Source organism: Alkalicoccus luteus (genome assembly GCF_052061695.1).
In the GTDB taxonomy this organism is placed as follows: Bacteria; Bacillota; Bacilli; order Bacillales; family Salisediminibacteriaceae; genus Alkalicoccus; species Alkalicoccus luteus.
The window spans coordinates 13409-25460 of sequence record NZ_JBPZEY010000009.1 but is presented as its reverse complement, the minus strand read 5'-3'; the positions used below and the strand labels follow the sequence as shown (position 1 = coordinate 25460).

Genomic DNA, 12052 nt, shown 5'->3' with positions numbered 1-12052 from the left:
ATGGCAAAGAAAAAGTTTTATGTAGAAACGAATGAAACGATTGATGATTGTCTTCGGCGCATGGAAGAAGAAGGCTATACGCCGGTCCGGCGCATGGAAGAACCGGTATTAAAAGAAAAAGGAAGCGGCGTGGAAGTAGCCTATCAGCGTATCGTCTTTGAAGGCAGACGCGGATCGTGACTGATTTTTCTAATGAAAAGAAGCAGAAATCCCTTGCTCCGGGGTTTCTGCTTTTTTTCAGCCCGTTTATCATGCGTTTCTTCTGTGCGTATTTCTCCTTCTTGCTGATCCTTCTTAAGAAGGCAGGACAGTGTACCAAATAAAAAGCGGTAAAATGCCGTTTTCCAGGCAAGAATGAAAATACGAACGATGGAGAATTAACATCTGTTTAATGTTCGAAAATAGTTGACTCTGTTTGTCGAAAATTGATATGATTAGCGTAGATTCATACGAAACCTCATATAATATCAGGGATAGGGCCTGAGAGTTTCTACCTGCTGACCGTAAATCAGCGGACTATGAGGGACGAGATACCCGGCTGGTTCAGACCGGGATGTGCTGCCGTGCGGCAGAAAGCATGTCCAATTATCTGACAGTCCAGTGTCTTACCGTCTCTCGCCGTCTAGCAGGTGGATGGTAAGACTTTTTTTATGACTGTTTACTGCTGAAGGAGGAAGTTATGGAAGCAAAAGTCGGCGTTATTATGGGGTCCACTTCGGACTGGGAAACGATGGAACACACAGTGGCGACGCTGAAGGAGCTGAACGTGTCGGTTGAAGCAAAGGTCGTATCGGCTCACCGTACACCGGACGAAATGTTCCGCTACGCAGAAGCAGCAGCAGACCGCGGTCTGCACGTGCTGATTGCCGGAGCAGGAGGAGCAGCGCATCTTCCGGGGATGGTAGCGGCTAAGACGCTGCTTCCGGTCATCGGCGTGCCGGTGCAGTCTAAAGCACTCAGCGGCATGGATTCGCTCTTGTCTATCGTACAGATGCCTGCTGGCGTGCCGGTTGCAACTGTTGCGATCGGAAAAGCCGGTGCGATCAACGCAGGACTGCTTGCAGCACAGCAGCTTGCTGTCCATGATCCAGCTGTCCGTGAAGCGCTTCAGGCCCGCCGTGATGCAAAAGAAAAAGAAGTTCTGGAAACGGGGGATCTCGTATGAATAAAGGGACACGGCTGCTGCCTCCAGCTCAAATTGGCATTCTCGGCGGAGGGCAGCTTGGACGGATGATGGCACTGTCGGCCCGCGAAATGGGATATCGGGTTGCTGTCATGGAGCCAGCTGCAGATTCTCCCTGCGGGATGATTGCCGATAAAGAAATCGTTTCCGGATATGACGATCAGCAGGGAGCAGCTGAACTTGCAAAAGTCTGCGATGTTCTCACGTACGAATTCGAGAACATTACTGCTGAAACAGCCGCTTACCTGGAGGAGAACATGTACCTGCCGCAGGGGAGCGCCTTGCTGAAAATAAGCCAGGACCGTTTAAAGGAAAAAGAAACGGTGCAGAGCTTCGGTATTCCAGCTGCTCCTTGGCAGGCCGTATACACGTTTGCAGGTTTAAAAGAAGCAATTGATGCGATCAGTCTTCCAGCCGTGCTGAAAACGACGCGGGGCGGCTACGATGGGAAAGGACAGGTCGTGCTTCACTCAGAAGCAGATCTTCACGCTGCGTGGGAAGAGCTGAAGGAAGCAGCGCCGCTCGTGCTGGAAAAGAAAATTGCATTTGATTTGGAGCTTTCCGTAATCATGACGAGGAGCACGTCCGGAGAGATGTCCGTTTTTCCGATAGCGGAAAACGAGCACCGAAACGGTATTCTACACCGTACAATCGTGCCCGCAAGAATCAGTGAAAATCTAGCTGAAAAAGCCGAGATGCTCGCCCGCCGTCTGGCAGAATCACTGGAGTTGACCGGTACGCTGGCGGTAGAGATGTTTGCCGAAGGAGAGCAGCTTTACGTCAATGAAATAGCTCCCAGACCGCATAATTCCGGTCATTTTTCCATCAATGCCTGTGAGACGTCGCAGTTCGAACAGCATATTCGGGCTGTCTGCGGCCTGCCGCTTGGCAGCACAGACTTATTGAAGCCGGCTGTCATGGTAAATTTACTGGGGCAGCACCTGCAGGCCTGCCTGGATGAACTGGATCAGCTGCCGGCAGGACACCTGCACGTCTATGGAAAGAAAGAGGCAAAGCATAATCGGAAAATGGGACATATTACCTTCCTGACCGACGATCCGGAAGCTCTCTTATACGAGCTCGATGAAAGTCCAGTATGGAAAGAAGCAGCTACAGGAGGCACAAAACGATGATTGAACGCTATACACGACCGGAAATGAAGCGAATTTGGAATGAAGAAAACCGTTATCAGGCATGGCTGGAAGTTGAAATTCTGGCTTGTGAAGCCTGGGCCGAACTCGGTGATATTCCAAAAGAGGATGCAGCGGAAATCCGCCGCAGTGCTTCCTTTAACGTAGATCGCATTTTAGAAATCGAAGAAGAAACAAGGCATGACGTCGTCGCGTTCACTCGCGCCGTTTCGGAAACACTTGGAGAAGAGAAAAAATGGGTGCACTATGGCCTGACGTCAACGGACGTGGTCGATACTGCGCTTTCTTACATGCTGCTCCAGGCGAACGAAATCATTGAACAGGACATTATCCGCTTCATTGACATTCTAAAAAACAAAGCGCAGGAGCATAAACATACGGTGATGATGGGACGAACGCATGGCGTTCACGCAGAACCGACAACGTTTGGTCTGAAGCTCGCTTTATGGTATGAGGAAATGAAGCGAAATTTGGAGCGCTTCCGTCAGGCAAAAGAAACGATTCGCGTCGGCAAGCTTTCTGGTGCAGTCGGTACGTACGCCAACATCGATCCATTCGTTGAGCAGTTCGTCTGCCGCGGTCTCGGATTAGAGCCGTCTCCTATTTCTACGCAGACGCTTCAGCGGGACCGCCACGCACACTATATTTCCACGCTTGCACTGATCGGCGCATCGATCGAAAAGATGGCCGTTGAAATCCGCGGGCTGCAAAAGAGCGAAACGCGTGAGGTGGAAGAGTTTTTTGCAAAAGGACAAAAAGGATCCTCGGCTATGCCGCACAAGCGAAATCCGATCGGATCAGAGAATATGACAGGACTCGCCCGGATTTTACGAGGCCACGTTGTTACAGCCTATGAAAACGTAGCTCTCTGGCATGAGCGCGATATTTCTCATTCTTCAGCGGAACGAATTATGCTCCCGGATGCCACAACGGCTTTGAATTACATGCTGAACCGGTTTGCCGGTATCGTAAAAAACCTGACTGTGTTCCCGGATAATATGAAACGAAATATGTCACGTACATACGGGCTTATCTTCTCCCAGCGGGTTTTGCTGACGCTGATTGATAAAGGTATGAGCCGGGAGGAAGCGTATGATCTTGTACAGCCCAAAGCAATGCAGGCATGGGAAGAAGGACGCCAGTTCCGGGAGCTGATCGAAGCTGACGGATCGATCACGGAAAAGCTGAGTGCAGCAGAGCTGGATGACTGCTTTGACTACCGCCACCATTTAAAGCAAGTTGATATGATTTTTGCCAGACTTGGTCTTGAAGGATAATTCACAAGCGCCTTGAAGGAGGATGTCGTAATGGGAACTGCTTGTCTGTACGAAGGAAAAGCGAAGCGTATTTTTGAAACAGAAGATCCGGACGTTCTGCGTATTGCCTATAAGGATGACGCAACTGCATTTAACGGAGAGAAAAAAGAAGTGCTTACCGGTAAAGGTCGTCTTAACAATGAGATCAGCTCGCTTCTATTTGAACGGCTGCAGGAAGAAGGAATTGCGAGCCACTTCATCCGCAGACTGTCTGAAACAGAACAGCTGGTACATCCAGTGGAAATCGTGCCGCTTGAAGTGGTCGTGCGCCGTATCGCTGCAGGAAGCATCGTAAAACGGACCGGACTGGAGCGTGGAACGATCATGGATCCGCCTGTTGTGGAATGCTACTTTAAGGACGATGCACTCGGAGACCCGCTTCTCAATGATGAGCATATCCGCCTGCTGAAGCTGGCAGAGCCTGCAGAGCTTGAAACGATGAAACAGCTGTCACTCCGCGTATACGACGTGCTCTCAAAGCTGTTTGACCGTGCTGGCATCACGCTTGTGGACTTTAAGCTGGAATTTGGCCGCCGCAGCGGCGAGATTCTGCTGGCAGACGAAATTTCACCGGATACGTGCCGGCTTTGGGATAAGGAAACCGGCGCTTCCTTTGATAAAGATTTGTTCCGATTTGGTCAAGGTGATTTACAGACAGGCTATGAAACGATTTTATCCCGATTAGGAGGTCATGAAGCATGACATATGATGTGACAGTTTACGTAACGTGGAAGGAAGGCGTACTCGATCCGCAGGGTACGGCAGTAACGGAATCTCTCCATAAGCTCGGATACGGGGAAGTAGAATCTGTCAGCATCTCCCGCATGCTTCAGCTTCGGCTGGAGGCAGCACCGGAGGAAGTGGAAACGAAAGTGACGGAAATGTGTGAAAAGCTGCTCGCGAACCCGGTGATTGAAGACTACCGCTTTGAGGTGGAGGAGGTTATCTCCACATGAAGTTCGCCGTAATCGTATTTCCGGGATCGAACTGCGATCTCGACATGTATCACGCTGTAACCGATGCCGTCGGAGAGCAGGCAGAATATGTCTGGCATACAGAAACCGACCTGGACCGTTTTGACGGCATTCTCCTTCCGGGAGGGTTTTCCTATGGAGACTACCTCCGGGCCGGGGCAATTGCACGCTTCTCTCCGGTGATGGAATCAGTCAAACAGGCAGCTGCCGCTGGAAAGCCGGTGCTGGGAGTCTGCAACGGCTTTCAGATCTTACTTGAAAGCGGTCTGCTTCCAGGGGCGATGCGCCGCAACGAAGACCTCCATTTTATCTGCCGAACCGTGCCGCTTCAGGTGACAAAAGCAGACACGATGTTTACGAGCGCATATGAAGCAGGTGAAACACTGCAGATTCCGGTTGCACACGGAGAAGGAAACTACTACTGCAGTGAAAAACAGCTTGAGGAACTGAAACAGAAGGATCAAATCGTATTTACGTACGGGCAAGCGCTGAACGGGTCTGTCGCTGATATAGCAGGCATTATAAACGAAGCAGGCAACGTACTTGGCATGATGCCGCATCCGGAGAGGGCTGTAGAAGCCCTCACCGGATCAGAGGACGGCCGCCGTCTGTTCGAATCTATCGTAAGGCAATGGAGGGAAAAGCATGCAGTTACTTCGTGAACCATCCGCGGAAATGATTGAAGAGCAGCGTCTTTATGAAGAAATGGGGATGACTGCTGATGAGTATCAGCTCGCTGTAAAAGAACTCGGCCGAAAGCCGAACTATACGGAGCTCGGTCTGTTCTCTGTTATGTGGTCGGAGCACTGCAGCTATAAGAATTCCAAAGTGCTGCTGAAAAAGTTTCCTGTGGAAGGACCACGTGTTCTGCAGGGGCCGGGCGAAGGCGCCGGAATCATCGATATCGACGATGAACAGGCTGTCGTGTTCAAAATCGAAAGTCACAATCACCCTTCCGCTGTTGAACCGTATGAAGGTGCTGCAACCGGAGTCGGGGGCATTATCCGCGACGTGTTCTCTATGGGAGCCCGGCCGGTTGCCCTGCTGAATTCACTTCGGTTTGGCGAATTGAAAAATCCGCGCGTCCGCTACTTGTTTGAAGGTGTCGTAGCGGGTATTGCCGGCTACGGAAACTGTATCGGTATTCCGACTGTCGGCGGTGAAATTCAGTTTGATGACGGTTACGAAGGCAACCCTCTCGTGAACGCCATGTGTGTAGGGTTGATCGATCATCAGGATATTCAAAAAGGCCAGGCGAAAGGGATCGGCAATCCGGTGCTGTATGTTGGCGCTTCGACCGGGCGTGACGGCATTCACGGAGCGACATTTGCGTCGGAAGAATTGAGCGAGGATTCCGAGGCGAAACGTCCTGCCGTGCAGGTTGGCGACCCGTTTATGGAAAAGCTTCTCGTCGAAGCATGTCTCGAAGCAACAAAGCATCCGAAGCTTGTCGGCATTCAGGATATGGGCGCTGCAGGATTGACTTCTTCCTCAGCTGAGATGGCGAGCAAAGCCGGATCCGGCATCCGTATGAATTTGGATCTGGTGCCTCAGCGTGAAACGAACATGACGCCTTATGAAATGATGCTTTCCGAATCGCAGGAACGGATGCTGCTCGTAGTAGAAAAGGGCAGCGAGCAGGAATTCATTGAGATGTTTGAAAAGTGGGGCCTGCATGCAGTTGAAGTGGGAGAAGTAACCGATACGAAGCGTCTGGAGTTAATTCACGCAGGAGAAACGGCAGCGAATGTGCCGGTTGATGCGCTCGCAGAAGAAGCGCCAGTATACCACAAGCCGTCTACAGAGCCGGAATCGTTCCGTGTTTTTCAGGCTCAGGAGCCATTTTTGCCGGAAGTCGATGCATCCAAAACGCTCGAGCGTCTTTTAGAGCAGCCGACGATTGCAAGTAAAGAGTGGGTTTACGGGCAGTATGATTACATGGTGCGGACAAGCACGGTTGTAAGCCCTGGCTCAGATGCAGCGGTCGTCCGTATTCGCGGCACAAAAAAAGCGCTCGCAATGACGACAGACTGCAATTCCCGCTATTTGTTCCTGGATCCTTACGAAGGCGGAAAGCGGGCAGTGACGGAAGCAGCACGGAACATTGTTGTTTCGGGGGGCGAGCCGCTCGGTGTAACGGACTGTCTCAACTACGGAAGCCCGGATAAGCCGGAGATTTTCTGGCAGCTGGAGCGTTCAACGGACGGATTGAGTGAGGCGTGCCGTGAGCTGCAAACACCGGTCGTAGGCGGAAACGTATCGCTGTACAATGAGACGGTAAACGGTGCCGTGTATCCGACACCGGTCATCGGCATGGTAGGTCTGATTCATGATTTGGATCACATCACGACGCAGCAGGCAAAAGCATCCGGTGACACTGTTTATTTTCTCGGACAGGTGCACGGCGAGCTTTCAGGCTCTGAACTGCAGAAGCTTGTGCAGGGCAGCTACAGCGGCCGCGTGGTGCCAATAGATCTTCAAGCCGAAAAAGAACAGCAGCAGCAGGTGCTGAAAGCGATTCAGGCTGGTACCGTGCAATCCGCTCATGATATCAGTGAAGGCGGCATGGCATGTGCAGCTGCAGAGAAGCTGTTCGGCACAGCGTTCGGCGCAGAGTTGACGCTTCCAGATGCCCCCGTTACGGCGGCGCTGTTTGAGGAAGGAACGGGCTATTTATTTACCGTGTCGGCTGAGCAGAAGGAGCAGTTCGCTGCTTATTTGCCGGATGCGGAGGAAATTGGCACGATTACAGACGACCAGCAGCTGACGCTCAGAAACCGCAGTGGAGAAACGATCATTTCCGCTGAGATCCGTAATCTGGAGGAGAAGTGGAGAGGAGCGATCGCATGCGCGCTGAAATCAAAGGGCTGAATGAAGAGTGCGGCGTTTTCGGTGTCTGGGGACACATAGACGCTGCCAGCATCACGTATTACGGACTTCACAGCCTGCAGCACCGCGGCCAGGAAGGCGCCGGAATTGTCGTGACAGACGGAGATAAATTAAATATCCATAAAGGAATGGGACTCGTCAACGATGTGTTCAATACAGACAGCCTGCAGCATTTAAAAGGCCATGGAGCGATTGGGCACGTTCGCTATACAACGGCAGGGGGCAGCGATTTTATCAACTGTCAGCCTCTGCTGTTTAACTCGCAGACCTCGAGTCTGGCGCTTGCCCATAACGGCAATATCGTCAATGCAACAGCATTGAAGCACCAGCTTGAACATCAGGGCAGTATTTTTCAGACGACCTCTGATACCGAAGTCATTGCTCACTTGATCAAGCGGAGCGGCTATCCGAATTTGCAGGATTCGATTAAAAACGCGCTGACCATGGTAAAAGGCGCCTATGCGCTCGCATGTCTTGTCGAAGATGCGATGATCGTAGCACTTGACCCGAACGGTCTTCGTCCGCTTGCAATCGGAAAGCTCGGCGACGCGTATGTTGTATCGTCTGAGACATGTGCGTTTGATATCATCGGAGCAGAATATATTCGCGATGTTCAGCCGGGAGAGCTGATTACTATCAACGATGAAGGCATGCACGTAGACCGCTTTTCTCTTGCGACGAACCGGTCGATCTGTTCCATGGAGTACGTCTATTTTGCAAGGCCGGACTCCAGCGTAGACGGGATTAATATCCACATGGCGCGAAAAAACCTCGGCAGAAAACTGGCAGATGAGGCCCCGGTTGAAGCGGATGTTGTCACCGGAGTTCCTGATTCCAGCATTTCAGCTGCCATCGGCTATGCCGAAACGAGTGGGATTCCATATGAGCTCGGGTTAATCAAAAACCGGTACGTCGGCAGAACGTTTATCCAGCCTTCCCAGGCTTTGCGGGAGCAAGGTGTGAAAATGAAACTGTCAGCCGTTCGCGGTGTCGTTGAAGGAAAGCGGGTCGTCATGGTGGATGACTCGATTGTCCGGGGAACAACTGCCCGCAGAATCGTCCGTCTTCTGAAGGAAGCAGGGGCAGCGGAAGTGCATGTCCGCATCAGCTCGCCTCCAATTATCAATCCATGCTATTACGGTATTGATACATCCACAAAAGGGGAACTGATTGCCTCTACGAAATCCGTGGAAGATATACGCGAAGAAATGGGCGCTGATTCACTCGCTTATTTAAGCGTGGACGGCTTGAAGGACGGAATTGGCAGGCCGGATAATATGCCGAACTGCGGACAGTGTTTGGCCTGTTTTACAGGAGAATATCCGACCGAAATCTTTCCGGAAGCAGACCATCCGTACGATAAAGTATTAGGAGGCAAATAGCATGGGGGAAGCTTACAAGAAAGCGGGAGTCGATATCGAGGCGGGTTATGAAGGCGTGAAGCGGATTGGTCCTCATGCCCGTTCCACGATGCGTCCGGAAGTAATGGATGGACTCGGCGGTTTTGGAGCGATGTTTGATATGAGCCGGCTCGGTCTGAAAGAACCCGTGCTGGTTTCAGGTACAGACGGCGTCGGGACGAAGCTGCTGATTGCGCAGACCGTGAACCGCCACGATACGATCGGCATCGATGCAGTGGCGATGTGTGTAAATGATATTGCCGCTCAGGGAGCAGAACCGCTCTTTTTTCTCGACTACCTCGCTCTCGGGAAAAATGATCCGGATCTTGTGGAGCAGATAGTTGCTGGAGTAGCCGAAGGCTGCCGTCAGGCTGGGTGTGCCCTGATCGGCGGGGAAACAGCAGAAATGCCGGATCTGTACAGCCCGTCTGAGTATGACATCGCAGGTTTTACCGTAGGAGCTGCTGAAAAATCCGCACTCTGGCAAAAGGCAGAGGCCGGCGACGTTCTGATCGGCCTCCCTTCTTCCGGTGTACACAGCAATGGCTTTTCGCTCGTCCGCAAAATCATCACAGATACCGGAGTAAACTGGGAAGACGAAGCATCATTCGCTGCCGGGAGCAGCTACGCCGATGTGTTCCTGGAGCCGACGAGAATCTATATTGAGTCGTTAAAGCCGCTCTATAATAAAGGGTTCGTCCGTGCTGCTGCCCACATTACCGGCGGAGGCCTGACCGAAAATATTCCACGTATGCTCGCTGAAGGTGCAGGAGCCGATATACAGCTGGATGCACAGCCGCAGCTGCCTGTGTTTTCGTGGCTTCGTGAGAACGGAAACCTGACTGAATCTGACATGCTTACCACGTTCAACACTGGAACCGGCATGGTGCTCGCTGTTGCAGAGGAGCATACAGACACTGTATTCGACCTGTTAAGAGATACTGGAGAGGTGCCTTTTCTGCTGGGACGCGTGACGGATTCAGGGCAGTTGAACTGGAAAGGGGAGCTTCCACTATGATGCGGATTGCCGTGTTTGCTTCCGGAAGCGGAAGCAACTTTCAGGCAGTGCTGGAGGCATGTGTTTCAGGCAGAATTAAAGGGGAAGTGTGCCAGGCCGTCTGTGATAAGCCGGGTGCTTACGTAGAAACAAGAGCAGAGCGGGCCGGAGTGCCGCTCTTTTCCTTTTCTCCATCTGATTATGAGTCAAAGCAAGCGTTTGAGACAGAGCTCGTTGCACTGTTAAAAGAACGAGAGGTAGATGTAATCGTGCTTGCCGGCTACATGCGGCTGATCGGACCTGTTTTACTAGGCGCATTCGAAGGCAGAATTATGAATATTCATCCATCGCTGCTGCCGTCGTTTCCCGGTCTACGGGCAGTCGAACAAGCCGTTGATGCAGGAGTAAAAGTAACTGGTGTTACGGTTCATCTTGTTGACGAGGGCATGGACACAGGCCCGATTCTTGCTCAGAAACCTGTTACAATAGAACCGGAGGATACATACGAAACGACCGCGGCTAAAATACACCGTATTGAACATTCACTGTATCCGGAAACGATTGAAGCTTGGCGAAAAACTGCAGAGGAGCGTGAGAGCACGTGGCAAAACGAGCACTCGTAAGTGTATCGGATAAATCAGGTATTGTGCCGTTCATTCAAAACCTTGTGGATCAAGGGATCGAAATCATTTCTACAGGCGGAACGAAGCGAACGCTGGAAGAAGCAGGTATGGACGTAATTGGAATTGAAGAAGTGACCGGTTTTCCTGAAATGATGGACGGCCGGGTGAAAACACTGCATCCCGCAATTCATGGAGGCTTGCTCGGCGTAAGGGAAAATCAGTCCCATATGCAGGCGCTCCGCTCGGAACATATTGAGCTGATCGACTTTGTCATTGTTAACCTGTATCCATTCCAGCAGACAATTGAAAATCCGGATTCCACGTTTCAGGATGCGGTTGAAAACATCGATATCGGCGGCCCGTCGATGATTCGTTCGGCTGCTAAAAATCATCAGGACGTGGCAGTGATTGTCGACAGCGAAGACTATGAAAAGGTGATTCATGAGCTGGAGCAGCACGGTGAACTGAGCTACGAACACCGTCAAAAGCTTGCAGCTAAAGCATTCCGGCACACTGCTGCCTATGACGCCCTCATTGCAGAATACATGACGAAGCATGTTGGAGAAGGCGCACCGGAAAAGCTGACGAAAACATATAACTTGAAACAGACGCTTCGTTACGGTGAAAACCCGCATCAAATGGCAAGCTTTTATGAGCGGCCGCTTGCCGGTTCAGCTACGATTGCCCGGGCTAAGCAGCTGCACGGGAAAGAGCTATCTTATAACAACATCAATGATGCGGATGCGGCGATTGCGGTTATCCGCGATTTTAACGAGCCTGCAGCTGCAGCGGTTAAGCACATGAATCCGTGCGGTGTCGGGATCGGCGGAGATATTGCTCAGGCGTATAAAAAAGCTTATGAAGCGGATCCAGTGTCCATCTTTGGGGGCATAGTAGCCTGCAATCGCGAAGTAGATGCTGAGACAGCCGATATGATGAAAGATATTTTTCTGGAGATTATCCTCGCTCCATCTTTTTCAGAGGAAGCACTGACGATTCTGCAAAAAAAGAAAAACATCCGTCTGCTTGAAATTGATATGGAGAGCCACTATGCTGGAGAAAGCCGTGTGACGACAGTATCTGGCGGTGCGCTTATTCAGGAAACAGATACACTCTCATATGAGGACATCGAAGTGACAATACCGACAGACCGCAAGCCGTCTGATCGAGAACTTGAGCAGATTGCAATGGCCTGGAAAGTAGTGAAGCACGTGAAATCCAATGCAATTGTACTTGCGAAAGAAGACCGTACGATCGGCATCGGTGCCGGGCAGATGAACCGGATCGGAGCTGCTGAAATCGCTATTAAACAGGCAGGAGAGCAGGCAGAAGGCTCTGTTATGGCTTCTGACGCCTTTTTCCCGATGGCGGACACGGTGGAAGCAGCCGCAGAAGCTGGAATTCGTGCGATTATTCAGCCGGGCGGATCCAAACGTGATCAGGAATCGATCGATGCTTGCAACAAGCACGGTCTTGCGATGGTCTTTACGGGCGTGCGTCACTTTAAGCACTGATCGGC

Annotated in this window: 12 protein-coding genes and 1 riboswitch; all 12 genes read left to right on the top strand. The window is 51.5% G+C overall.

What is annotated here, in order from left to right; translation table 11 throughout:
- The 12 genes from ACSZLD_RS12560 (at position 1) to purH (ending at position 12047) form a co-directional block, all read left to right on the top strand.
- Entirely contained in the window at positions 1 to 180 is a 180-nt protein-coding gene (locus ACSZLD_RS12560) for an NETI motif-containing protein (RefSeq protein ID WP_377909292.1), read from the top strand.
- Positions 181 to 437: 257 nt separating this feature from the next.
- A riboswitch (purine riboswitch) is annotated at positions 438 to 539 on the top strand.
- A 140-nt stretch (positions 540 to 679) separates the two neighbouring features.
- A complete protein-coding gene (gene purE, locus ACSZLD_RS12555) occupies positions 680 to 1165 on the top strand; it encodes a 5-(carboxyamino)imidazole ribonucleotide mutase (RefSeq protein ID WP_444685372.1) in 486 nt (161 codons plus the stop codon).
- Positions 1162 to 2316, top strand: a complete 1155-nt coding sequence (purK, locus tag ACSZLD_RS12550) for a 5-(carboxyamino)imidazole ribonucleotide synthase (protein WP_444685371.1) — start codon at positions 1162 to 1164, stop codon at positions 2314 to 2316. Before purE ends, purK begins: the two co-directional genes overlap by 4 nt.
- Positions 2313 to 3611 (top strand): adenylosuccinate lyase, encoded by a 1299-nt coding sequence (purB, locus tag ACSZLD_RS12545; RefSeq protein WP_444685370.1) that lies wholly within the window; start codon positions 2313 to 2315, stop codon positions 3609 to 3611. The genes purK and purB overlap by 4 nt, the downstream gene beginning before the upstream one ends.
- Positions 3612 to 3641: 30 nt before the next feature.
- Entirely contained in the window at positions 3642 to 4352 is a 711-nt protein-coding gene (gene purC, locus ACSZLD_RS12540; protein WP_444685369.1) for a phosphoribosylaminoimidazolesuccinocarboxamide synthase, read from the top strand.
- Complete coding sequence (gene purS, locus ACSZLD_RS12535) at positions 4349 to 4606, top strand: phosphoribosylformylglycinamidine synthase subunit PurS (RefSeq protein ID WP_377909297.1); 258 nt, start codon at positions 4349 to 4351, stop codon at positions 4604 to 4606. Before purC ends, purS begins: the two co-directional genes overlap by 4 nt.
- The gene (gene purQ, locus ACSZLD_RS12530) at positions 4603 to 5286 is read left to right on the top strand and encodes a phosphoribosylformylglycinamidine synthase subunit PurQ (RefSeq protein ID WP_444685368.1); all 684 of its coding nucleotides are present in this window, start codon (positions 4603 to 4605) and stop codon (positions 5284 to 5286) included. Before purS ends, purQ begins: the two co-directional genes overlap by 4 nt.
- Positions 5270 to 7495, top strand: a complete 2226-nt coding sequence (gene purL / locus ACSZLD_RS12525; RefSeq protein ID WP_444685367.1) for a phosphoribosylformylglycinamidine synthase subunit PurL — start codon at positions 5270 to 5272, stop codon at positions 7493 to 7495. The genes purQ and purL overlap by 17 nt, the downstream gene beginning before the upstream one ends.
- Positions 7471 to 8895 carry an amidophosphoribosyltransferase gene (purF, locus tag ACSZLD_RS12520; protein ID WP_444685366.1) on the top strand — a complete coding sequence of 475 codons (1425 nt, stop codon included), beginning with the start codon at positions 7471 to 7473 and terminating at the stop codon, positions 8893 to 8895. Before purL ends, purF begins: the two co-directional genes overlap by 25 nt.
- Position 8896: 1 nt before the next feature.
- Positions 8897 to 9931, top strand: a complete 1035-nt coding sequence (gene purM / locus ACSZLD_RS12515; protein ID WP_444685365.1) for a phosphoribosylformylglycinamidine cyclo-ligase — start codon at positions 8897 to 8899, stop codon at positions 9929 to 9931.
- The gene (purN, locus tag ACSZLD_RS12510) at positions 9928 to 10533 is read left to right on the top strand and encodes a phosphoribosylglycinamide formyltransferase (protein WP_444685364.1); all 606 of its coding nucleotides are present in this window, start codon (positions 9928 to 9930) and stop codon (positions 10531 to 10533) included. The genes purM and purN overlap by 4 nt, the downstream gene beginning before the upstream one ends.
- Positions 10512 to 12047, top strand: a complete 1536-nt coding sequence (purH, locus tag ACSZLD_RS12505; RefSeq protein ID WP_377909303.1) for a bifunctional phosphoribosylaminoimidazolecarboxamide formyltransferase/IMP cyclohydrolase — start codon at positions 10512 to 10514, stop codon at positions 12045 to 12047. Before purN ends, purH begins: the two co-directional genes overlap by 22 nt.
- Positions 12048 to 12052 lie beyond the last annotated feature (5 nt).

What these genes read in the sequence shown, in the direction of transcription:
- purF (WP_444685366.1), top strand. Translation starts at nt 7,471, where the DNA reads ATGCGCGCTGAAATCAAAGGGCTGAATGAAGAGTGCGGCGTTTTCGGT.
- purS (WP_377909297.1), top strand. Translation starts at nt 4,349, where the DNA reads ATGACATATGATGTGACAGTTTACGTAACGTGGAAGGAAGGCGTACTC.
- purC (WP_444685369.1), top strand. Translation starts at nt 3,642, where the DNA reads ATGGGAACTGCTTGTCTGTACGAAGGAAAAGCGAAGCGTATTTTTGAA.
- purL (WP_444685367.1), top strand. Translation starts at nt 5,270, where the DNA reads ATGCAGTTACTTCGTGAACCATCCGCGGAAATGATTGAAGAGCAGCGT.
- purN (WP_444685364.1), top strand. Translation starts at nt 9,928, where the DNA reads ATGATGCGGATTGCCGTGTTTGCTTCCGGAAGCGGAAGCAACTTTCAG.
- purK (WP_444685371.1), top strand. Translation starts at nt 1,162, where the DNA reads ATGAATAAAGGGACACGGCTGCTGCCTCCAGCTCAAATTGGCATTCTC.
- ACSZLD_RS12560 (WP_377909292.1), top strand. Translation starts at nt 1, where the DNA reads ATGGCAAAGAAAAAGTTTTATGTAGAAACGAATGAAACGATTGATGAT.
- purQ (WP_444685368.1), top strand. Translation starts at nt 4,603, where the DNA reads ATGAAGTTCGCCGTAATCGTATTTCCGGGATCGAACTGCGATCTCGAC.
- purM (WP_444685365.1), top strand. Translation starts at nt 8,897, where the DNA reads ATGGGGGAAGCTTACAAGAAAGCGGGAGTCGATATCGAGGCGGGTTAT.
- purB (WP_444685370.1), top strand. Translation starts at nt 2,313, where the DNA reads ATGATTGAACGCTATACACGACCGGAAATGAAGCGAATTTGGAATGAA.
- purE (WP_444685372.1), top strand. Translation starts at nt 680, where the DNA reads ATGGAAGCAAAAGTCGGCGTTATTATGGGGTCCACTTCGGACTGGGAA.